This window comes from Flavobacterium pisciphilum (genome assembly GCF_020905345.1).
Taxonomy (GTDB): Bacteria; Bacteroidota; Bacteroidia; order Flavobacteriales; family Flavobacteriaceae; genus Flavobacterium; species Flavobacterium pisciphilum.
In genome coordinates this window covers 1,177,370-1,199,203 of the sequence record NZ_JAJJMO010000001.1, presented here as the reverse complement: position 1 = coordinate 1,199,203, position 21,834 = coordinate 1,177,370, and the positions used below count along the sequence as shown (strand labels likewise).

The following is a 21,834-nucleotide window of genomic DNA, read 5'->3' as shown; positions in this document are numbered from 1 at the left end:
TTAGCGATTAACCGATTTAACAAAAAAAGAAGATGTCAGAAAGTTTAGTTGTGCCAACAATGGCAGAAATGCTAGCCCAAGGGAAACAACCAGAAGTTTTATTTTGGGTAGGTTGTGCAGGAAGTTTTGATGATAGAGCTAAGAAAATTACAAAAGCGTTTGTGCGAATATTAAATCGTGCAAGTGTTTCTTTTGCAGTTCTTGGTACTGAAGAAAGTTGTACAGGTGATCCAGCAAAACGTGCTGGAAATGAGTTTTTGTTTCAAATGCAAGCGATGATGAACATTGAAGTTCTGAATGCTTATGAAGCAAAAAAAATTGTTACAGCCTGTCCTCATTGTTTCAATACGTTAAAGAATGAATATCCAGAATTAGGTGGACAATATGAGGTAGTACACCATACAGAATTTCTTAAATCTTTGCTTGACGATGGTCGATTAACCATTGAGGGTGGACAGTTTAAAGGAAAACGTATTACTTTTCATGATCCATGTTATTTGGGGAGAGCAAATAAGGTATATGAAGCTCCAAGAGCGTTAATTGAGAAACTTGATATCGAGTTGGTCGAAATGAAGCGTTCTAAGGCAAATGGATTATGCTGTGGTGCTGGTGGAGCACAGATGTTTAAAGACGCTGAGCCAGGAACTAAAGAGATTAATGTAGAACGCACACAAGACGCTCTTGAAGTTAAACCTGATATTATTGCAGCGGGTTGTCCGTTTTGCAATACAATGTTAACTGATGGTATTAAACATCAGGAAAAAGAAGATTCTGTAAAAGTATTAGACATTGCAGAGTTAATTGCAAATGCTCAGGATTTGTAAACTGAGTTACTACGTTTTGAGGTTCTGATAGGCTAAGTTTTTGAACTTGAAATCCTGAACTTGAAACAAAATAAAAATAATTTAAAATAATTAAAATGTATATCCCTTTTGAAAATTTACCTGGTGAATCCAGAATTTGGATTTATCAATCAAACAGAAAATTTTCTGATGAGGAATTTTCTGAAATAGAAACTGCTTTACAAGCTTTTATAGAAGGTTGGGCAGCACATGGAACGAGTTTAGAGGCTTCATATGAATTAAAGTACAATCGATTTATAATATTAGCAGTAAATCAAGATGTACAAGCAGCAACTGGCTGTTCTATTGATAGTTCAGTTGAGTTCATTCAAAGTTTAGAAAAAAAGTATGATGTTGATTTACTTGATAAAATGAATGTTACTTTTAAACTAGGTGAACATATTGCACACAAGCCTTTAATTGATTTTAAGAAAATGGTTAAAGACAAATCAGTATCTGAAAATACGATTGTTTTTAATAATCTAGTAAACAATATAGAAGAATACAACGAATCTTGGGAAGTGCCTGCAGCTGATAGCTGGCATAGTCGATTTTTCTAAAACGTATCTTTAAAATACTAAAAGGCATAAAATGTATATTTTGTGCCTTTTTTTGTGTCTCAGAATGAAATTAATATGTTTTTTTAAAGAGTTTTATTTGATTTTTAAAGTTTAATAAAAGTTTGTTATGAAAAACAAAATTTCTAACCTAGCCCCGATGGAAACGATATCCCGTGCTTTTTCTGCGCAGATTTAGTGTACAGCGGGTTCAGTGGTTCTGCTGGATGAAATTACTTATGCTTCTAAAAAGAATAAAAATTAGTTTAGTGGCTTTGAAATGCTTTTAGATGCTTATTTGGATTGGATGGATTGTTTTTTAACTTAATTTTCACTTCTATCAAACGCTATTTTTGAGTACTTTCGTAATACTAAAATCAATACATGAAAATAGCAATAGTTTGTTATCCTACTTTCGGTGGGAGTGGGGTTGTAGCCACTGAGCTCGGCCTTGAATTAGCAAGACGTGGTCACGAAATTCATTTTATAACTTATAGCCAGCCTGTTAGGTTAGCACTTTTGAATCCTAATGTACATTATCATGAAGTAAACGTTCCAGAATATCCTTTGTTTCACTATCAACCTTATGAATTGGCTTTGTCAAGCAAATTGGTTGATATGGTAAAATTGTACAAGATAGAACTACTTCATGTGCATTATGCTATTCCTCATGCATATGCAGGCTATATGGCTAAGCAAATGCTTAAAAATGAAGGAATTCATATCCCGATGATTACAACGCTTCACGGTACTGATATTACCTTAGTAGGGAATCATCCGTTTTATAAGCCTGCTGTAACTTTTAGTATCAACAAATCGGATTATGTGACTTCGGTTTCGCAGAGTTTAAAAGATGATACTTTGAAATTATTCAATATTAAAAATAAAATTAAGGTAATCCCTAATTTTATAGAGTTGGATAAGGTGAAGAAGGATCCAGATGCTCCTTGTCATCGTTATGTAATGGCTAAAGAAAATGAACGTATCATTACTCATATTAGTAATTTTAGAAAAGTAAAACGTATTCCAGATATTATTAAGATTTTTTATAATATTCAAAAAGAAATACCTGCAAAATTAATGATGGTTGGGGATGGTCCTGAAAAGGAGAAAGCCGAAATTTTATGTCAGGAATTAGGGATTTACGATAAAGTAATCTTTTTTGGGAATAGCAATGAGATTGATAAAATCTTATGTTTTACAGATTTATTTTTGTTGCCATCAGAAACAGAGAGCTTTGGTTTAGCTGCACTAGAAGCTATGTCATGTGGGGTTCCAGTGATTTCAAGTAATTCCGGCGGATTGCCAGAAGTAAATTTTGATGGATATTCAGGATATTTAAGTGATGTTGGTAACGTTGAAGAAATGGCTGTGAATGCTTTGAAAATTCTTAAGGATGATGCAACTCTAAATGAGTTTAAGGCTAACGCTTTAGAGGTTGCTAAGAAATTTGATATTAAAAATGTATTGCCTAAATATGAGGCATTGTATCAAAAAGCAATTAATAATTATAAAGAAGTAAAGTAATTATTAATTAAAATAATTAAAAATGAAAAAGATACTAGTATTGTTTATTTTGGTCTTTGCAATCTCTTGTGGGACAACTAAATCTGTAGATAAAAGTACGGTTTTGTATGAAGTTTTAACCCAGCAAAGTGATGGTGGGGGAAATATTCGTTTTTTTGAAATCTTAAGTGAGCCCAATGAAATTAAGATGCTGCTAAGTGATGAATCCTTGAAAGGAAAAATAGATGAAGGTGATATTAGTAAAGCAAATTATATTATCCTGAATATGGGAGAGAAAAACACTGGTGGTTATTCTATAGGGGTCGAAAAAGTAGAAGAGACAGATAAGAATATTATTATCACTGTTAAAGAAACTGCTCCTGCTCCAGATGGTATGGTGATGCAAGTGATTACTTATCCTTATGCAGTTGTAAAGATAAATTCGAAAAAAGAAATTGTCATTAAATAAAAAAAAACCTGTCGTTTCAACGACAGGTTTTTTTATAAATACGTTTTATTAAAATTGAAATTTGATTCCTAATCCTATATCAAATCCAAAATTATCATCGTCATAATATCCAGAACCAATTTCTGGTCTTGCATCTAGTGAAAGAAGGATAGGCACTTCTTTAAAACCATATTCTATACCTATATTTCCAGCAGCAAATACAAAAGTTCCATCATCTTTATATTGGTTGTAATCATGGCTCCAGCTACCAACACCACCACCGACACCTGCGTACCAGTTAAAACCTTGGTCTATGCTCCATACCCATTGGTAAAGACCTACTAATTTAAATGCATCAACGTCTCTGCTGTTTCTCCAACCCAAATCAGCTTCAATTCTATTATTTTTAGATAATGCTCTTTGGTAAGAAATCTCTCCTCCAAATCCGTGATTGTCTCCTAAACGCAAACCAAGTGCATTTTTAGAAATATCTTGCGCCTGTGCAGCAAAGGTTAATCCTAGCAGCATAATCGCTGACAAAAATATTTTTTTCATAAGTAAGTGTTTATTTAGACAAAGTTATGATATGAATAATAAGTTAAATTTACAAAAAAAATGTTAAATGTTTCATAATTCACATTTTTAATTTGTTGACTTAACTTTGCCCTTGAACTGTAATAAACTTACTTAGGTATAAAGCGTGACGTAATTAATTGGTTACTTAGGTTATCTTCCATCTCAAAAAGATTTTCTTCTTCTAGAAAATTCATTTGTGAGTAATGGAATAATTTCCATCTCTTTTTATGGTATTCTAAAGCTGTTAAATTTTCAACCCAGTCGCCAGAATTCAAATAAAGAGTTGATCCGTTTTTGTTTTCTTTTTTTATAATTTTTGGTTCGTGAATGTGCCCGCAAATTACATAATCGTATTTTTTTTCTATGGCCAAGTCGGTTGCAGTTGTTTCAAAATCTGAAATATGTTTTACTGCTTTTTTTACGCTGGCTTTTATCTTCTTTGAAAAAGAATAGGGTTCTTTGTCTATTTTAGATAAGCACCAGTTTACAAAACGGTTGGTTAAAATTAGGTAATCGTAACCTAATCCGCCTAGTTTTGCGATCCATTTGGAGTGTTGTACAGAAGCATCAAATACATCTCCGTGAAAAATCCAAGCTTTTTTACCATCTAATTCAAGAATTAATTTATCGACCAGAGCAAAACTTCCCATGGTCATTTCGCTGAATTTTCTTAAGATTTCATCATGGTTTCCAGTAACATAATAGACTTTTGTTCCTTTGGAAGCGAAGCCAATAATTTTTTGAATTACTTTTAAATGTGACTTTGGAAAGTATGATTTTCTAAATTGCCATGCATCAATTATATCCCCATTTAATACTAGAATTTTTGGTTTAATGCTTGATAGATAGTTGCTTAATTCTCTTGCATGGCTTCCATAGGTTCCTAAGTGAACATCCGATATTACTACAACTTCAACATTTCTTTTTTTCAATTGTTTTTGATTTGGTGTTTAACAAATTTAAAGAATGTGCTGTTGATTTGTTTTTAATAAATAGTTATCAATTACTCTTCAATTTTAAGAAATAGTGATGATTATGCAAGTTAACCTTTAGATAATAATACCAATTTTAAATTTTTTAATTTAATTCATAAAACTTACATTTGCTCAAAACTAATTACAATGGCGGGAAATAGCTACGGAACACTATTTAAAATTACAACATTTGGAGAATCACATGGGGAAGCTTTAGGCGGAATTATAGATGGTTGTCCTTCGGGAATAACCTTGGACCTTGAGGCAATTCAGTTTGAAATGTCAAGAAGAAAGCCTGGGCAATCAGCAATAGTAACCCAACGTAAGGAACCAGATGATGTACAATTTTTATCTGGAGTTTTTGAAGGAAAAACGACAGGTACTCCAATTGGTTTTATTATTCCGAATACAAATCAGAAATCAGATGATTATTCACATATAAAAGATAATTACAGACCGAGTCATGCCGATTATGTGTATGATAAGAAATATGGTTTCCGTGATTATCGTGGAGGAGGTCGTAGCTCTGCCCGTGAAACTGCCAGTAGAGTTGTTGCTGGTGCTATTGCGAAACAAATGTTACCTAATATTAAAATTAATGCTTACGTTTCGTCGGTAGGACCAATTCATTTAGATACGCCATATCAGGAATTGGATTTTTCTAAAACCGAAAGTAATCCAGTTCGTTGTCCAGACGAAGCTGCTGCAGCGACAATGGAAGAATATATTAGAGATATAAGAAAACAAGGTGATACTGTAGGGGGAGTTGTGTCATGCGTGATTCAAAATGTTCCTGTAGGTTTAGGTGAGCCAGTTTTTGATAAGCTACATGCTGAATTAGGAAAAGCAATGCTTTCTATTAATGCTGTAAAAGGTTTTGAATACGGTAGTGGCTTTTCAGGTTCAGAAATGAAAGGAAGTCAGCATAATGATTTATATAATCCTGATGGAACTACTAAGACAAATCTTTCAGGAGGTATTCAGGGAGGAATTAGTAACGGAATGGATATTTATTTTAGAGTTGCCTTTAAACCTGTTGCTACAATTATGCAAACACAGGATTCATTAGATAATAAAGGTAATATTACACCGATGACAGGTAAAGGACGCCATGATCCATGTGTTGTTCCTCGTGCTGTACCCATTGTTGAGGCTATGGCTGCAATAGTTCTTGCAGATTTCCATTTGATAAACAAAACATATTAGAGAGATACGTAAGACATGCGAGCGTCTTATATTTAATTAATAATACAAAAAACACTTGATGAATAATAAAACAGAAATCAAAAAAACATCTTTTTTCAAAGGTCTTACGGGGCAAATTCTTATTGCAATGTTTCTTGGTGCTACATTGGGTATTATATTACATAATACTATTTCACACGAAGCGGCTGTAGAGTTTAGTAATAAAATAAAGATGCTAGCTACTATTTTTATTCGTTTGGTACAAATGATCATTTCTCCTTTAGTATTTACTACTTTGGTAGTAGGAATAGCTAAGTTAGGAGATATAAAAACTGTAGGTAGAATTGGAGGAAAAGCATTGGCTTGGTTTTTTACAGCTTCTTTTGTATCCTTATTAATAGGGTTATTTTATATAAATATTCTTCAACCAGGAGTAGGTTTAAAACTAGATCATGTTGATATGTCGGCTGCGACTGAAGTAACGGCTAAAACAACAACTTTATCATTTGAGAATTTTGTTGAGCATATTGTTCCTAAAAGTATTTTTGAAGCAATGGCGACTAATGAAATCTTACAGATCGTTGTCTTCTCTATCTTTTTTGGATTAGCAGCAGCTTCATTAGGAAGTACTGTAAAGCCTGTTATAAATGCTTTAGACAAAGTATCACACGTTGTTCTTAAAATGGTGAACTATGTAATGAACTTCGCTCCAATTGGAGTTTTTGGAGCCATTGCAGGGGTATTTGCTGTAAGAGATGCTGGAGAGTTAGCCATTACATATTTTAAATTTTTCGGTTCATTCTTAATTGGAATTAGCACATTGTGGGTTGTTTTGATTGTAGTGGGGTATATTTTCCTTAAAGGAAGAATGACTGAATTATTAAAACGCATCACGGGACCTGTAGCTATTGCATTTGGAACAACAAGTAGTGAAGCTGTTTTTCCTAAATTAACTGAAGAGTTAGAGGAATTTGGTGTTAAAGACAAAATTGTTTCGTTTATGTTGCCATTGGGTTATTCATTTAATCTAGATGGTAGTATGATGTACATGACTTTTGCCAGTATTTTTATTGCTCAGTTCTATGGTGTGCATTTAGACTTAGGAACTCAAATGGTAATGCTTTTGGTTTTAATGTTAACCAGTAAAGGAATTGCAGGAGTACCAAGAGCTAGTTTAGTTGTTGTTGCTGCTACATGTGGTATGTTTGATATTCCTATAGAAGGGATCGCTATAATTTTACCAATTGACCATTTTTGCGATATGTTTCGTAGTGCCACAAATGTATTAGGTAATGCTCTTGCTACGTCGGTAGTAGGAAAATGGGAAGGAGATAATGAAATTAATTTTGATGTTCCAGAAGATATCAATAGTTAATTAAAAGAAATTTAAAGAAGAATATTTTTTTGTCAAGAAAATAACATTCTTTTTTATCAAAAATATATTTTAAGGAGTTGTATTTTATTTATAGAATACAGCTCCTTTTTTTGATTTTAAATGTATATTTGATGAAATTTCATCTGTTTATGCCTAAAATTCGTATTCTTTTAATTTTTTTTTGGATGATTTGTGTTGGCGAACCAGCAATTGCTAAGACAGAATTACCATCTGAGCAAGAAATTTCAAAAATTACTGATAGAGCGCTTAAGTATTTAAAAGAATCTGATTTTGAAAAATCACTAATCATTTCCCGAGTTGCTTTACAACAAGCATTAATAGTTAAGAATAATAATTTAATAGCTGTTTCTTATAATATTATTGCTGCGAATTATAACGAGTTTTCTGAATTTGACAAGGCGATATTCTACTATAATAAAGCTCTTTGTTTTGCTAATAAAACGACTAATAATATTTTAAAAAATAGGATTAATAATAATTTAGGTAATATGTATTGTTTTGAAAAAAGACAATACGAAAAAGGAATAGAATTTTATAAAAAATCCCTTGAATACAGTAAGAAAGAGAAAGACAGTTCGCTTGTTTATTTAATTAATTTAAACATTACTTGGGCTTATTTTGACATTGGTAAATTTAATTTAGCATTGCCATATTTTAATTATATAAATAAGTATTATAAAGAACGCTCCAATGAATCTACGATTGTTATTTTTAATATGCTTAACGGAATGTATTATTCTCATATTAATGATAAAGATAAAGCAAAATCGTATTTCTTAGAAGCAATTAAGCATGGAGTGCTTGGGATTGAAAAATCTGATTTATTAAATTCGTATATTGAGTATTCTGAGTTTTTGAATAAAATAGGGGATTATAAGAATGCTTATGTGAATATTGTTAAGCATAATGAGGTAAAGGAAAAATTGTATAATGAGGATAAGCTAAAGAAAGCAGAAAAGGCTGGTTTTAATCTTGAATTAGATGAGTATAAAAGACAAATTGGTAAAATAGAGATTGAAAAAGGAGCTCAAGATTTGAGTTTAAGAAAGTCTAAGATTATAGTTTTATTATTTATTCTAACGTCATGTATTTTTTTGATTCTGATAGTTACGTTGTATAAAAATGTAATTTTTAAAAAGAAAACGAATGCCAAGTTGTTGTTTGCAAATGAAGAACTTATAAAAGCTAAAGAGCAGGCAGAAGAGGCTTCAGTACTTAAAACACAATTTATATCTACAATTAGTCATGAATTACGTACGCCTTTGTACGGTGTTGTTGGTATAACTAATATGCTGTTAGAAGAGCATAAAGAATTGGCAAGGAGTCAGCATTTGAGTTCTTTAAAATTCTCTGCTAGATATCTATTGTCTCTAGTTAATGACATTCTGCAAATTAATAAAATTGAAGAAAACAAAGTTGTTCTCGAAAGTTTGACTTTTAATATGTCTGACGAAATCAATATGATTAAGAATTCATTGTCATTTCTATCTCAGAAAAACAACAATCAAATCACAGTAATTATCGATTCGGATATTCCAGAATATTTAATTGGTGATAAGTTGAGATTTGCTCAAATATTAATGAATTTGGTAAGTAATGCTTTAAAATTTACTAAAAATGGAGAAGTATTTATCATTGCAAATTTGGTTGAAGTTCTTGGTAAAGCACATTTTATTGAGTTTCAGATAAAAGATACTGGAATGGGAATTGCTGTTGTTGATCAAGATAAAATTTTCGAGAAGTTTGTTCAAGTAGGTCGTAATGAAGAAGATTACCAAGGAACTGGTTTAGGATTAACAATTGTAAAACGATTGTTAGGGTTATTTGGTAGTTCGATTGCTTTAGAAAGTAATATTGGGGAAGGAACGATATTTACATTTACAATAGCTTTCGAATGGGATCCAGAGAAGACTAAAAATTTAATTAATGAAATTCAAGTCGATTTAACGTCTAATCAGGTATTTAAGGTTTTGGTTGTTGAGGATAACCCGATTAATCAACTTGTGACTAGAAAAATTATAGAAAAGAATAATTATAGCTGTACTGTTGTAGATGATGGTTACGCTGCTTTGGAAATGTTAGACATGGAGTCTTTTGATGTGGTTTTAATGGATATAAACATGCCAATGATGAATGGATTCGAAACAACACGTAAAATACGCTTAAAAGGCATAAAAACACCTGTTGTTGCATTGACTGCTTTTGATAAAGATGAAATTACTGATGAAGCTATCTCGGCAGGGATAAATGATATTATAATAAAGCCTTTTGAATCGATAAAATTGTTTAAGATTATAAATTGCCTTATTGTAGAAACAAAAAACGTTGGTTAGTACCAACGTTTTTTATTTTGCTTAGATGCATTTGATTTTCTTGATTTATGCGCCCCACCACTTCGGTTTGAATTTTTAGGCTTAGCAGTTGCAGCTGCTTCTGGACTTCCAGCATGCCATGGGTAAGGATGATCACTAATCGTTTTTACATCAACTTTTATTAGTTTTTGTATGTCTTTCCAATATCCGTGCTCGTCTTTACTGCAAAACGAAATTGCAATCCCTCCATTTCCAGCACGACCTGTTCTTCCAATTCTGTGTACGTAAGTTTCTGGAATATTAGGTAGATCAAAGTTGATAACATACGGTAGTTGATCAATATCAATACCACGTGCTGCAATATCTGTAGCTACAAGAACACCAACTTCTTTATTCTTAAAAGCATCAAGTACACGCTGTCTTGCATTTTGAGATTTGTCACCGTGAATTGCTTCGGCAGCGATATTATTTTTTCTAAGTGCTTTTACAACATTATCTGCTCCATGTTTTGTTCTTGAAAAGACTAAAACATTTGATAATTCTTCATTCTTAATTAAATGATATAGTAAGTTTCTTTTTTCTGTTTTTTCAACAAAATAAACACGTTGCTCTACATTTTCTGCTGTAGATGATACAGGAGAAACTTCGACTTTTGCAGGATCTTTTAAGAACATTTCGGCTAGTTCACGAATTGCAATTGGCATTGTAGCAGAGAACAATAATGTTTGTCTGTTTTTTGGTGTAAGTTTTACAATCTTTTTTACATCATTTATAAAACCCATGTCTAGCATTTGATCTGCCTCATCTAGTACTAAAACATGTAAATGATCTAAGTCTAAAAATCCTTGTTTTTGTAAATCAAGTAATCTTCCTGGTGTTGCTACCAAAATATCAACTCCCTTTTTAAGAGTGTCTACTTGTGGATTTTGTGACACTCCACCAAAAATTGTAAGCTGAGTTAAGTTGGTGTATTTTGCATAAGTTTCAAAACTTTGACCAATTTGTACGGCTAACTCTCTTGTTGGGGTAACTATAAGTGCTCGAATTTGTTTGGCTTTTTTTGATGAACCTACAATTCGGTGTAATTGATGTATGATAGGAATAGCAAATGCTGCAGTTTTTCCGGTACCTGTTTGGGCACACCCTATTAAATCTCTTCCTGATAATACAATCGGAATAGATTGTTCTTGGATAGGAGTAGGGTTTGTATAGCCTTCTTCAAATACGGCTTTTTGTATACTTTTTGAAAGTGATAAGTCTTCGAATAACATATTTTCGGTATTAAGAATTTAGTTTTAAGTACTAAAATTCAGTGCAAAGATAGGTTTATTCGGCTAATCGTTTATTTGATTATAAGTTTATTTGGTAAATGAAGGTATTAATTTGACCTTTTCGTGATTTGATTTTATAAAATCGGTAACGAGATAGCCTATTAATTTGCCTATCAAATGATTGTTTTTCTCTTCACCTAAATCTGGAGCCCCTTCGCAAATATGTATGTAGGCTGCATTTTGATGTTGTCCAAAATAAGATACAAACTGGCGCAATTCTTCAATAGAAAACCCGCTTAATGTCATGGCGCTACTCGCGATATTAGGAATAGCATCTAAGTCAATTTCTATTCCGAAGATATCAGTTTTAACAAAGTCTAAAGCAAATTGCATTTCGGCATTGAAATCTTTTTCTTTTCGAATCTTGACACTATCATAAGTATTGTAGCGAACGCGGTCTTCAATTTTTTTGATAATATCCAACACACTTTTTGAAGTGTAATTTTCGTGTAGACCAAATATGAAATATTTTTTTAAAAATCCTTCTTCATAAGCATATGAAAAACCATTTCCACTATGTCTTCCTTCTAGTATTCTAAAATCAGAATGGGCATCAAAATTGACGGCATTGATAGGTTTTCCGTGGGCAAGTGCAGCTCCTTTAATGTTTCCGTAAGCATTATTGTGACCTCCACCAATAATAATAGGGGTTTTTCCTGCTTTGATAACGTTAAATATGACATGCGAAACTTCTTTGTCGACTCTCTCTACCAGCTGACTTAGTTTTGATCTATCATCAATATCGTTGAAATCAAGATGTTCAACTTCTTTCATTTCTTGTCGCACATCTATTTGCCCTAAGACTACAATGTGGTTTCCTTTACAAAATCGGTTGTGTTGAATGTTTGCAATGCTTTTTATGGCGCTATTCCAAGCTGATGCTGCTCCGGGTCTCCCGTAATTGGCGCGTATACCTATATCTTCCGGAATTCCTAAAAGGACATACTTAGCTTCGCAATTTTTAAGAAAATCAATTGCGTCAGCCCCTTTTGGAACTATAATCATTTTTTCGCCAAATTTTATTTCACCACTTCTGTGGTTTGTAACTTTAGCTAAATCGTTAACAGTAAAAGGGATTAGTTTTTCCATAAAAAAATATATTTCCCAAAAATAATATATTTGTAGCAACTTACGTTATTAGCTTATATTAATTATTAAATTTGTTTATAAAAATTATTTAAATATGGAAAATCAAAAGAACAACAACTCAAGTCTAAAGGCAGTAATTGCAGTTTTAGCAATTTTATTAGTAGGTAGCTTAGTTTATATTTTTAAAATGACATCTGATACAGAAGTTGTTAAAAATGAGCTTACTAGTACATTAACAGAGAAAGAATCTGTAATGAAAGATTTACAAGAGTTAAAAGCAACTTATGATGCTGCAATTGCAGAAAACACATCTATGTCTGACGAATTAATTCAAGAAAGAGACAAAGTAGTTGGTTTAATGGATGATTTGAATAAAACAAAAGGCGACGTGTCTAAGTTTAGATCTCAAGTTCAGGCTATGCAAGGTAAAATGAAAGTTTTAGTAGCTGAAAACGATGAGTTGAAAAAACAAAATGGTGTATTAACTGTTCAACGTGATAGTACAATTGTAGTTTTGGGAGAATCTAAAAAATTCAATGAAGTATTAGTTGGTCAAAATGAAGAATTGGCTAAAACTGTTGAAAAAGGATCAAAATTATCTATCCTAAATACAAAAACAGCAGCTTATAAATTAAGAAGCTCTGGAAAACAAATTGAAACTGATAAGGCTAGTAGAGCAGATGTATTAAAAATTAGTTTTACAATTGCTGAAAACCAAATCGCTAAATCTGGAGATAAAACATATTATATACAGGTTATTGATAGCAAAAACAATGTTTTAGGAGATAAAAAAACAGAATCTTTTGGAGACAAAAGTTTAACATACAGTTTTTTAACTAAAGTTCAGTATGAAAACAAAAGTGTTAATGTTTCTGAAGACTTACCTGGTAAAAACTTTGAAAAAGGAACTTATTTTATCAATGTTTTTGATAATGACGAATTGGTTTCTAAAACAAGCTTTACTCTTAGATAGTAAAAATACTTTATATTAAAAAGGGCAGTAAAACTTAGTTTTACTGCCCTTTTTTTAGGAATTTATTTATCTAGATTTCCTTTTCTTATTTTGACTATCTTCTAGTTTCTTTAATGCTTTTTCTTGTTTCTTTGCTTTTAAGTCTTTAGTAGATACTTTCATGTTGTTTACCTTAGCCATGATTTCTTTTTTTAATTATTTAAATAGTTTAAAATAACCGTGATCCTAAAATTTATAGAAATAAATAAAACTTTATATAGCGAGTAACATTGTCCAATTTGTATTGGGAATGATTGAGTATAAAATAAAGTTTATAGGATTCAATAAGCACACTCGCGGGTGCTTAATAATTCGGGAAGATTTTTAATTTAAATGAATTAAGGAACGTAATTACGACGCTCATATTAGGAACCATGATTATGCTAGTGTTGAAACCTTTCTGTTTCAAACTAAATTTGCATAAATCTATAATGTTGCCCAACATATTCATGAGAAAAAAGCTATAATGTTAAAAAGTAAAGATACTAAATTATTTACATATAACCTAAGTTAAGGTTTTCTTTCAGAGGTTTTTAGGGTAATCTGTCTTTTATTTTTTATTATTTGAACATTTCGCCTTCGATAAAAACACTTTCTATTAAATTCGTACCAAAAGCATAAGGGAGTTGGTAATATGAAGTAATCGGTTTTGTGATAATAAAATTAGCTTTTTTACCTACTGTTATACTACCATGTGTATCTGAAACTCCCATTGCGTATGCTCCGTTTATTGTAGCAGCATTAATTGCTTCCTCAGGAGTCATTTTCATTTTGATACAAGCTGTAGCTACAACAAAATTCATATTACCTGATGGTGTAGAGCCAGGGTTGTAATCTGTGGCTAATGCCAATGGTAATCCTGCTTTTATCATCTCTCTTGCGGGCGTATATGGAATGCTTAAGAAATAGGAACAAGAGGGTAGTGCTACAGGCATTGTTTTAGTGTCTTTTAAAGCTTGGATGTCTTCTGGGTTCATTATTTCAAGATGATCGACAGAAAGGGCTTCGTATTTGATTCCAGCTTGTATACCTCCAATTGAATTGAATTGATTGACATGGATTTTTGGTATTAATCCATTTTGAATACCAGCTTCCATGATTTGTTCTGTTTCTTCAACAGAGAAGTAGCCTGTTTCGCAAAATGCATCAACGTAATCAGCTAGCTTGTTTTTGGCTATTTCGGGTAACATTTTATTAATAATCTCATCGATGTACCCTTTTTTATTTTCTTTGAATTCCAAAGGAAATGCATGTGCTCCTAAGAAAGTTGCTTTTATGGTTACTGGGTAATTTTCGGCAAGTTTTTTTATAACTCTTAACATTTTTAGTTCCCCATCTACTGTAAGTCCGTACCCCGATTTTATTTCGACTGCTCCAGTTCCTAATCGCATTACTTCTTCAAGTCTGGCTTTGGATTGGTTGTAAATATCATCTTCAGAGGTTTCGTTAAGTTTTTTGGCAGAATTTAAAATTCCGCCACCGCGATTGGCAATTTCTTCATAAGAAAGGCCATTTATTCTATCTACAAATTCTTGTTCTCTGTTGCCAGCATACACAATATGGGTATGACTGTCACACCAAGTTGGAAGAATCATTTTGCCTGTCGCATCAACAATAGAATCGGTTTTTATTTCTGGAAGGTTTTCCATTGTACCAAAGCCTGCTATTAGGTTGTCTTTTAAAACTAAATAGGCATTTTTTATAGTTGGAAGTATTGCCATTTCGGCTCCAGAAACTTTTGAAATTGCTGTTTCTCGAACTTGTATAAGTTCTTTTATGTTGATGATTAAGGTTGTCATAGTTTATTTTTTGTGTTATTCTGAAACTGTGATTTCGAACATTTTGTCCCAGTTTTTACCTGTTACAAAAATTGTTTTTGTTTTTGGGTTGTATGCGATTCCGTTTAAGACATCGTCAATTGTTATACTAGGTGCTAATTGCTTGCGTAATCCTGACATATCTAGAATTCCTTCGACAGCACCACTTGTTTGGTTTACAACTGCTATTGCGTCTTTTTGGAATACATTTACATAGAATTTCCCGTTGATTAATTCTAGTTCATTTATCGCTTTTATCTTTGAGCTTCCTGAGTAAACATTGATATAATCAATCATTTTTTGAGTTTCTGGATCCATTTTCCAAATCTTTTCGGTACCATCACCTTGATAGATGTATTTCCCGTCATTTGTCATTCCCCATCCTTCAATTTCTTTATCGTATTTGAAGGTTTTTATAAGTTTTAATGTATTGATGTCATATATAAAACCTGTGTTTTCTTGCCATGATAATTGGTACAGCTTGTTGTTGATAATGGTGATTCCTTCTCCAAAATATTTGTTGTCCAAAGTTATCTCCTTATATACCTTACCCGTTTTGTAATCGTATTTTCTAAAATATGAATCTCCTTTTTGTCCTGTACTTTCGTAAAGAGTGTCTCTGAAAAATTCTAACCCTTCAGTAAATGCTTTTGCATCGTGTGGATAGGTGTTTACAATTTTATATTTCAATAATTTTGGTTGAACGTTTGAAACTAGTTCTATTCTAGAAGTGGCTTCTGAGTTTTCTCCACCAAAATAAACTACTGCTTTTAGTTTTTGGTATCCTAGTTTTTGATCTTTTAGTTCAAAGTTTACTTTATTTAAACCTTTTACAGATCCCACTTTTTTATCGTTGACGAAGTAGGTAATGCTGTCGATTTGTTTTGAATCTGGGTTCAAAATACCTAAGGAAACGGACTGATTTGTGTAGAAATGGGCCGGAAAATTTGAATCTTCAAAAGAAAATATAGAATTTTCACCTTTTTTTGTCTCTTTACATCCGATTAGTGTGATTCCTAATAAAATGAAAGTTAGGATGTTATGTTTTTTCATAGTCTAAAATTTGAAGTAGGCAATATACAATGTTATTTTTATAGGCACAAAGCTCTTGCAAAAATATAAAAAGATTGTATATTTGCACCGGCAAGTCCTACACGATCTGCTCCTGCAGACTCCCCCAGGATGGGAACATAGCAAGGGTAAGTGGTTGAGCGATGCGATGTAGGTCGCTTGCCTTTTTTTATTTAATCTGAATTTTATTCAGATTTTTTTTTGAAATTAATTTAAATGTAGTCTTCCTTCGGGGAGATTTTTTTATTTTTGGACATTACGAAGTTAGAGGTAGGGGATGCTCTATAACCAAGTAATCATTGTTACATAACTTTTATATTTAATCAATAACATATAATCTAGAATATGAGTAAAGTAGTGCTAATTACAGGCGGATCTTCGGGAATTGGAAAATCTATTGGTGAATTTCTGCATAACAAAGGATTTGTAGTGTATGGAACGAGTAGAACTCCTGAGAAGGTTTTGAATTCTGTTTTTCCTTTAGTTGCTTTAGATGTTCGTAATGTGGAGTCGATTAAGACTGCTGTTGCAAGAATTATTCAAATTACAGGACGTTTAGATGTTGTTATTAATAATGCTGGGGTAGGTATTACTGGTCCATTGGAGGAAATTCCAACTGAGGAAATCAAAAATAACTTTGAGACTAATTTTTTTGGACCTATTGAGGTAATGAAAGCTGTTTTGCCACAAATGCGTGAGCAAAAATCAGGTTTGATTATTAATGTTACTTCCATCGCTGGTTATATGGGGTTGCCTTATAGAAGTGTTTATTCGGCTTCTAAAGGAGCTCTTGAATTGATTACTGAAGCGTTGCGTATGGAAGTTAAATCTTTTGGAATTAATATTACCAATGTAGCTCCTGGAGATTTTGCTACAAATATTGCTGCTGGGCGTTATCATGCGCCTGTTATATCGGGTTCTGCTTATGAGACGATATATGGTAGAACGCTTGAAACGATGAATGAGCATGTAGATGCAGGGGGGAATCCTAATGAAATGGCTGAAGCAATTTATAAAATTATGCAAACGAAACATCCTAAAGGACATTATAAAGTAGGTGCATTTATGCAGAAATTTTCGATTGTTTTGAAGCGTATACTTCCTGATAAAGTTTATGAAAAGATGTTAATGAATCATTATAAGTTGTAATTTTGCAATGGTTTTGCGTGAGGGATGGGAGCTGACTACCGAAGTAGTGCGGATAGCCCGACCAGATTTGCGAAAGGCGCCTAATAAGCGGTTTTTGAGTAGCGCATTTAGAAAATGGGGTCACGCCCAAATATAGGAACACAATTAAATATAATACATATGAAATTTTTTATTGACACAGCTAATTTAGCTCAAATTAAAGAAGCACAAGCGTTAGGCGTTTTAGACGGAGTTACTACTAACCCATCATTGATGGCGAAAGAAGGAATTACTGGAAAAAATAATATTTTGAAACATTACGTTGACATTTGTAATCTTGTTGAAGGTGATGTTAGTGCCGAAGTTAATGCTTTGGATTATGACGGAATGATTAAAGAAGGTGAGGAATTGGCTGACTTACACGAGCAAATCGTGGTTAAATTACCAATGACTAAAGAAGGTGTTATGGCTGCTAAATATTTCTCTGATAAAGGAATTAAAACAAATGTAACTTTAGTATTCTCAGCTGGACAAGCTTTATTGGCTGCAAAAGCCGGAGCTACTTATGTTTCTCCTTTTATTGGACGTCTTGATGATGTTTCTACAGATGGTTTGGCACTTATAGAAGAAATCAGATTGATTTATGATAACTATGGTTATGAAACTGAAATCTTAGCTGCTTCAGTACGTCACACGATGCATATTGTTAATTGTGCAAAAATTGGTGCTGATGTAATGACTGGACCTCTTTCTGCAATTTATGGTTTATTGAAACACCCGTTAACAGATATCGGATTGGCACAGTTTGTTGCTGATTTTGAAAAAGGAAATAAATAATTATCCTTTAAATTAATTTTAAAACGCCATGTTTATCAAAAACATGGCGTTTTTTTATGCCCATAAATGTTTTGTTGGATACACAAGTAAAGGTATTGTAAATGATTGTTTGATAGGTTTGTGGCATAAAAAAAGTCCCATCGTAAATGGGACTTTTTTTTATTTAGATAGGTGGTTTTTAGTGACCTCCTGATAATTTTTTGTCGAAGCTGATTCCTTGTTTCTTTAGAATTCCGCTTACTTTCCAAGCATAAAATGCAAGGTAAGCAAAACATAATACACCAATGATGTAACTAGCTTGGATTCCTATAGATTCTGAAACGTGACCTTGTAACCAACTGATTACTCCACCACCCATAATCATCATGATTAAGAAGCTACTACCTTGGCTAGTGTTTTTTCCTAGTCCGCTTACAGCTAATGTAAAGATACATGGCCATAATGTGCTACAGAAAAGACCAACACTAGTAATTGCGTAAACGCTGACCATACCGTGTGTTGTCATACCAATTGCCAGTGCAATAATTCCTAATGTAGAAAATATAAGTAACATTCTTGCTGGATTTCCTTTACTTGCGATATCTGCAGCAATAAGTACTAAAATAATTAATCCGTAGATGTAGAATGGAGTTAAATCGTGTTTAGCAATTGCATTTACTCCTAAGAATACACCAAAAGCTAAGTATGGAGCCAAGAAACGTAATATTTTTTGTAAGCTAAGGTCATCTGTAAATGCCTCTACAGCACCTGTCCAACGACCAATCATTAAACTCGCCCAGTATAATGAGATATATGGTGCAACTTCATGTGTTAAGAAACCTAATTTAGTTTCCATATAAGCAGGTAAGTTACTAGCTGTAGATACTTCAACCCCTACATATAAAAAGATGGCAACCATCCCCATTACTAATTGTGGGTACTGCAATGCTGATTTTTTTGCAATTGAACCTTCGATTGCTGCATCTTCCTGCACTAAAGCTGGTCTATCTGGAAGCGAAGAGAATTTTAATAAAATTGCTACCAGTAAAAAGGCAAGTCCTAGTATTAAATAAGGAATTTTTACACTTTCGATGCTTAAAGTTGTTGTTTTATCTACACTTGATCCAAAGATTGCAAAGCTTACAATTAACGGTCCAATTGTTGTTCCAAGGTTGTTGATTCCACCTGCTAGAGTTAAACGCTGTGAACCTGTTGAAATAGGGCCTAAGGCGATAGCTAATGGGTTTGCAACTGTTTGTTGTAGTGAGAATCCTAATGCAACGATGAATAAACCTGATAGCATTAATGGAAATGAACCTGTGTTTGCAGCTGGATAAAATAATAGTGTTCCTAGAGCAGAAATAACCAGTCCTAATGATAATCCGTTTTTGTAACCAATTTTGTTGACTAAATCTTCTTTGATTAAGAAAGAAATACCCATATATATTAATGATCCTACAGTATAAGCTATGTAAAATGCCAATGATACTAACTGACTTTCTCCTTGTGATAAATTAAAGGCTGTTTTAAATACTGGGATTAGTATATCATTACTAGCCGCAACGAATCCCCAGAAGAAGAATACGATAACTAGAGGGATAAACTGTCCCCATTTTGTTTGTACATTTTCTGAACTCATAATGTGATAAGGTTAATTTTATTTGTTTTTATTTGTTTTTTGACGAGCGTAAATATATTTGTTAACTCGATGAAAAAAAAATAAAACGGGACAAATAATGTTAAATTTATACCAACGGTATGAATTATTCAACAAAGTGTTATTTTTTGATGATGTAAAACTGATGATAGTGAGGAGGTTATTCTAATATTTTGTTTTTTACTTCTTTGCTATAATTCCTACCTATTGGCAAAGTAAAAGATTGGATTTGTATGCGGTTTCCTTCAATAGATTTCACTTTATTGACAGCAATTAGATAAGATTTGTGAATACGCATAAATCTATCTGCAGGTAACTCGTCTGATAATGCGGTTAATGACTTGTGTGTAATGTATGTTTTATCAAGAGTTACTACCTTGATATATTCTTTCATTCCCTCTACAAATAAGATTTCATCAATATTTATCTTTATCATTTTTTTATCTACTTTGATAAAAAGATGGGGTTCCACACGATGGTTCTCAACCTTGATATTATTCTTTAAATTGTATTCTGTAGTAATTTTATTGATACATTTTATAAATCGAGGTAATGGAATAGGTTTTACTAAATAATCTAATACTTCAAGATCGTAACTTTCGGCAGCAAATTCTCTAAAAGCCGTAGTTATAATAACTTTAGTTTTATTTTCTATTAAGCTAATAAGTTCAAAGCCGGTCATCATTGGCATATTAATATCCAAGAATACGGCATCAACACTGTTGTTGTTTATAAAGTCCAGTGCTTCAAGTGCGTTAACAAATGTACCGGTAATTTCAAAATCGGTAAAATTTGTAAAATAGTTTTGTAGAACTTTGATTGCTAATGGTTCATCGTCAATCAATACGCATTTAATCTTCATTATTAATAGGTATTTGCAAGCGAATTATGTAATAATTGAATTTAGTTTTATATTCTAAATTGTAATTATTTTTATAGATTAGTTTTAGTCTCTTTTGGGTGTTAGCTAAGCCAATCCCTTTCTTTGTCTTAAGATTTTGTGAATGTACAAAATTATTTATTACTTCAAAATCCAGAGTTTTGTTATCGATGATTTTACAATTTACTTTTATTTTTAAATTGGGGTTATTAAGGCCTCCGTGTTTGAAAGCATTTTCTATTAATGAGATGAAAATTAATGGCGGAACCTCGACTTCATCTATGTCTGACTCCAAATTGATGCTAACTTCGACATTTTCAAATCGGAGTTTTTCTATTTCAACATAATTATGGATATAATCTATTTCTTGAATTAATTTAACAGATTTGGTTCCTTTTATGTCATATAAAACATATTCCATTAATCTTGAAAGCTTGATAATCACATCTGGAACTTTATCTGATGATTCTAGAGATAATGCGTACAGATTATTTAAGGTATTAAAGAAAAAATGGGGTTGTATTTGATTTTCTAGATACTTTAATTTTATTTTGAATTGATTTTCTCTCAAAGATCGATTCCTTTCTCTTTCTCTTAACCATGTAAGTGTTAAATAAACTGAGGAAGCCATTGCTAGTACATACAATTCACCTATACATACAGCAACGATATGATTTATTTCGAATGGTCTGTATTCTCTATTTGCTTCTGGCCAAATGTTTTGTGATATTATATAATAGGTAAGAGCAGTTTTAATTAAGTAAATGGCAAACAAGCTTAATATTAAACTAAAGGTGTATTTGATATATTTTGATTTTAATACATATCGAGGTACTAGAACAAATAAATTAAAATATACTAATGGTATGTGTAATGAAAATTCTATAAGATTCGATTTGAAGGAATATTGATAGTTATTAAAGTAGGCTCCCCATCTTAAGAAATTTAACGTAAAATAAACCCCCCAAAACCATAGATGATTTTGAAGCTTAATGTCGAATTTCATTTTATTAATTGTATTCAATTATTTAAGTAGGTTTTATTTGGACGAAGATATTTTCTGCAACTTTAAACAATTAGTTGTTAAAGTCAACTATTTTTTAAATAAAATTTCAAAAAAAACATAAAACACGTCATAATTTTTATATGAAAACGTTTTCGTATAGCATATTGTTGATTGTTTTATGTCGTTTGTTTACATTTTTTTGCTGTTGGTATATTTTATTTTTCTTAACAA

19 protein-coding genes and 1 other RNA gene are annotated in these 21,834 nt (G+C 32.1%); 11 read left to right on the top strand and 9 right to left on the bottom strand.

Annotation, left to right across the window (positions count from 1 at the left end; translation table 11 throughout):
* Window positions 1-32 precede the first annotated feature (32 nt).
* The 4 genes from LNQ49_RS04510 (at window position 33) to LNQ49_RS04495 (ending at window position 3,374) form a co-directional block, all read left to right on the top strand.
* Entirely contained in the window at window positions 33-824 is a 792-nt protein-coding gene (locus LNQ49_RS04510) for a (Fe-S)-binding protein (protein WP_229987524.1), read from the top strand.
* Between the two features lie 95 nt (window positions 825-919).
* Window positions 920-1,402: an ABC transporter ATPase gene (locus LNQ49_RS04505; protein WP_229987523.1), complete on the top strand. Its 483-nt coding sequence runs from the start codon at window positions 920-922 to the stop codon at window positions 1,400-1,402.
* Window positions 1,403-1,783: 381 nt separating this feature from the next.
* Window positions 1,784-2,926, top strand: coding sequence for an N-acetyl-alpha-D-glucosaminyl L-malate synthase BshA (gene bshA / locus LNQ49_RS04500; protein ID WP_229987522.1), 1,143 nt, complete (start codon window positions 1,784-1,786; stop codon window positions 2,924-2,926).
* A gap of 22 nt (window positions 2,927-2,948) precedes the next feature.
* On the top strand, window positions 2,949-3,374 hold the full coding sequence (locus tag LNQ49_RS04495) for a protease complex subunit PrcB family protein (protein ID WP_229987521.1): 426 nt from the start codon (window positions 2,949-2,951) through the stop codon (window positions 3,372-3,374).
* A 48-nt stretch (window positions 3,375-3,422) separates the two neighbouring features.
* On the opposite strand, the gene LNQ49_RS04490 is transcribed toward LNQ49_RS04495, so the two are convergent.
* Window positions 3,423-3,908, bottom strand: coding sequence for a hypothetical protein (locus LNQ49_RS04490; RefSeq protein WP_229987520.1), 486 nt, complete (start codon window positions 3,906-3,908; stop codon window positions 3,423-3,425).
* 128 nt (window positions 3,909-4,036) lie between these two features.
* Window positions 4,037-4,861 carry a UDP-2,3-diacylglucosamine diphosphatase gene (locus LNQ49_RS04485; RefSeq protein WP_229987519.1) on the bottom strand — a complete coding sequence of 275 codons (825 nt, stop codon included), beginning with the start codon at window positions 4,859-4,861 and terminating at the stop codon, window positions 4,037-4,039.
* Between the two features lie 189 nt (window positions 4,862-5,050).
* Between LNQ49_RS04485 and aroC the strand changes: the two genes are divergently transcribed.
* The 3 genes from aroC to LNQ49_RS04470 all read left to right on the top strand — a co-directional run bounded on the left by aroC (window position 5,051) and on the right by LNQ49_RS04470 (window position 9,817).
* Window positions 5,051-6,109: a chorismate synthase gene (aroC, locus tag LNQ49_RS04480; RefSeq protein WP_229987518.1), complete on the top strand. Its 1,059-nt coding sequence runs from the start codon at window positions 5,051-5,053 to the stop codon at window positions 6,107-6,109.
* Window positions 6,110-6,167: 58 nt separating this feature from the next.
* On the top strand, window positions 6,168-7,463 hold the full coding sequence (locus tag LNQ49_RS04475; protein WP_229987517.1) for a dicarboxylate/amino acid:cation symporter: 1,296 nt from the start codon (window positions 6,168-6,170) through the stop codon (window positions 7,461-7,463).
* A 131-nt stretch (window positions 7,464-7,594) separates the two neighbouring features.
* Window positions 7,595-9,817 (top strand): response regulator, encoded by a 2,223-nt coding sequence (locus LNQ49_RS04470; protein ID WP_229987516.1) that lies wholly within the window; start codon window positions 7,595-7,597, stop codon window positions 9,815-9,817.
* Here the strand turns inward: LNQ49_RS04470 and LNQ49_RS04465 are convergent.
* Both LNQ49_RS04465 and LNQ49_RS04460 read right to left on the bottom strand, forming a co-directional pair.
* A complete protein-coding gene (locus LNQ49_RS04465; protein ID WP_229987515.1) occupies window positions 9,814-11,067 on the bottom strand; it encodes a DEAD/DEAH box helicase in 1,254 nt (417 codons plus the stop codon). The two genes, LNQ49_RS04470 and LNQ49_RS04465, sit on opposite strands and share 4 nt — an antisense overlap.
* Window positions 11,068-11,154: 87 nt before the next feature.
* Window positions 11,155-12,216: a formimidoylglutamase gene (locus tag LNQ49_RS04460; protein ID WP_229987514.1), complete on the bottom strand. Its 1,062-nt coding sequence runs from the start codon at window positions 12,214-12,216 to the stop codon at window positions 11,155-11,157.
* Window positions 12,217-12,310: 94 nt separating this feature from the next.
* Between LNQ49_RS04460 and LNQ49_RS04455 the strand changes: the two genes are divergently transcribed.
* Window positions 12,311-13,189 carry a hypothetical protein gene (locus LNQ49_RS04455; RefSeq protein WP_229987513.1) on the top strand — a complete coding sequence of 293 codons (879 nt, stop codon included), beginning with the start codon at window positions 12,311-12,313 and terminating at the stop codon, window positions 13,187-13,189.
* Between the two features lie 599 nt (window positions 13,190-13,788).
* Here LNQ49_RS04455 and hutI read toward each other — a convergent pair.
* Both hutI and LNQ49_RS04445 read right to left on the bottom strand, forming a co-directional pair.
* The gene (gene hutI, locus LNQ49_RS04450; protein ID WP_229987512.1) at window positions 13,789-15,027 is read right to left on the bottom strand and encodes an imidazolonepropionase; all 1,239 of its coding nucleotides are present in this window, start codon (window positions 15,025-15,027) and stop codon (window positions 13,789-13,791) included.
* A 15-nt stretch (window positions 15,028-15,042) separates the two neighbouring features.
* Window positions 15,043-16,098: a glutaminyl-peptide cyclotransferase gene (locus LNQ49_RS04445; protein ID WP_229987511.1), complete on the bottom strand. Its 1,056-nt coding sequence runs from the start codon at window positions 16,096-16,098 to the stop codon at window positions 15,043-15,045.
* Window positions 16,099-16,186: 88 nt separating this feature from the next.
* On the opposite strand from LNQ49_RS04445, the gene ffs reads away from it, so the two are divergent.
* The 3 genes from ffs (at window position 16,187) to fsa (ending at window position 18,081) form a co-directional block, all read left to right on the top strand.
* An RNA gene (gene ffs, locus LNQ49_RS04440) (signal recognition particle sRNA small type) lies at window positions 16,187-16,284 on the top strand.
* Between the two features lie 177 nt (window positions 16,285-16,461).
* Window positions 16,462-17,265, top strand: coding sequence for an SDR family oxidoreductase (locus LNQ49_RS04435; RefSeq protein WP_229987510.1), 804 nt, complete (start codon window positions 16,462-16,464; stop codon window positions 17,263-17,265).
* Window positions 17,266-17,424: 159 nt separating this feature from the next.
* Window positions 17,425-18,081 (top strand): fructose-6-phosphate aldolase, encoded by a 657-nt coding sequence (gene fsa, locus LNQ49_RS04430; RefSeq protein ID WP_039112761.1) that lies wholly within the window; start codon window positions 17,425-17,427, stop codon window positions 18,079-18,081.
* 178 nt (window positions 18,082-18,259) lie between these two features.
* Here fsa and LNQ49_RS04425 read toward each other — a convergent pair whose 3' ends face one another.
* The 3 genes from LNQ49_RS04425 to LNQ49_RS04415 all read right to left on the bottom strand — a co-directional run bounded on the left by LNQ49_RS04425 (window position 18,260) and on the right by LNQ49_RS04415 (window position 21,603).
* On the bottom strand, window positions 18,260-19,699 hold the full coding sequence (locus LNQ49_RS04425; RefSeq protein ID WP_229987509.1) for an MFS transporter: 1,440 nt from the start codon (window positions 19,697-19,699) through the stop codon (window positions 18,260-18,262).
* Between the two features lie 178 nt (window positions 19,700-19,877).
* Complete coding sequence (locus LNQ49_RS04420) at window positions 19,878-20,579, bottom strand: LytR/AlgR family response regulator transcription factor (protein ID WP_229987508.1); 702 nt, start codon at window positions 20,577-20,579, stop codon at window positions 19,878-19,880.
* Entirely contained in the window at window positions 20,569-21,603 is a 1,035-nt protein-coding gene (locus LNQ49_RS04415; protein WP_229987507.1) for a sensor histidine kinase, read from the bottom strand. Before LNQ49_RS04415 ends, LNQ49_RS04420 begins: the two co-directional genes overlap by 11 nt.
* Between the last annotated feature and the right edge of the window lie 231 nt (window positions 21,604-21,834).

Coding starts and splice junctions, on each gene's coding strand:
- LNQ49_RS04495 (WP_229987521.1), top strand. CDS start 2,949: ATGAAAAAGATACTAGTATTGTTTATTTTGGTCTTTGCAATCTCTTGT.
- LNQ49_RS04510 (WP_229987524.1), top strand. CDS start 33: ATGTCAGAAAGTTTAGTTGTGCCAACAATGGCAGAAATGCTAGCCCAA.
- LNQ49_RS04470 (WP_229987516.1), top strand. CDS start 7,595: ATGAAATTTCATCTGTTTATGCCTAAAATTCGTATTCTTTTAATTTTT.
- LNQ49_RS04445 (WP_229987511.1), bottom strand. CDS start 16,098: ATGAAAAAACATAACATCCTAACTTTCATTTTATTAGGAATCACACTA.
- LNQ49_RS04475 (WP_229987517.1), top strand. CDS start 6,168: ATGAATAATAAAACAGAAATCAAAAAAACATCTTTTTTCAAAGGTCTT.
- hutI (WP_229987512.1), bottom strand. CDS start 15,027: ATGACAACCTTAATCATCAACATAAAAGAACTTATACAAGTTCGAGAA.
- LNQ49_RS04460 (WP_229987514.1), bottom strand. CDS start 12,216: ATGGAAAAACTAATCCCTTTTACTGTTAACGATTTAGCTAAAGTTACA.
- fsa (WP_039112761.1), top strand. CDS start 17,425: ATGAAATTTTTTATTGACACAGCTAATTTAGCTCAAATTAAAGAAGCA.
- LNQ49_RS04435 (WP_229987510.1), top strand. CDS start 16,462: ATGAGTAAAGTAGTGCTAATTACAGGCGGATCTTCGGGAATTGGAAAA.
- LNQ49_RS04420 (WP_229987508.1), bottom strand. CDS start 20,579: ATGAAGATTAAATGCGTATTGATTGACGATGAACCATTAGCAATCAAA.
- LNQ49_RS04490 (WP_229987520.1), bottom strand. CDS start 3,908: ATGAAAAAAATATTTTTGTCAGCGATTATGCTGCTAGGATTAACCTTT.
- LNQ49_RS04455 (WP_229987513.1), top strand. CDS start 12,311: ATGGAAAATCAAAAGAACAACAACTCAAGTCTAAAGGCAGTAATTGCA.
- LNQ49_RS04465 (WP_229987515.1), bottom strand. CDS start 11,067: ATGTTATTCGAAGACTTATCACTTTCAAAAAGTATACAAAAAGCCGTA.
- bshA (WP_229987522.1), top strand. CDS start 1,784: ATGAAAATAGCAATAGTTTGTTATCCTACTTTCGGTGGGAGTGGGGTT.
- LNQ49_RS04425 (WP_229987509.1), bottom strand. CDS start 19,699: ATGAGTTCAGAAAATGTACAAACAAAATGGGGACAGTTTATCCCTCTA.
- LNQ49_RS04505 (WP_229987523.1), top strand. CDS start 920: ATGTATATCCCTTTTGAAAATTTACCTGGTGAATCCAGAATTTGGATT.
- aroC (WP_229987518.1), top strand. CDS start 5,051: ATGGCGGGAAATAGCTACGGAACACTATTTAAAATTACAACATTTGGA.
- LNQ49_RS04415 (WP_229987507.1), bottom strand. CDS start 21,603: ATGAAATTCGACATTAAGCTTCAAAATCATCTATGGTTTTGGGGGGTT.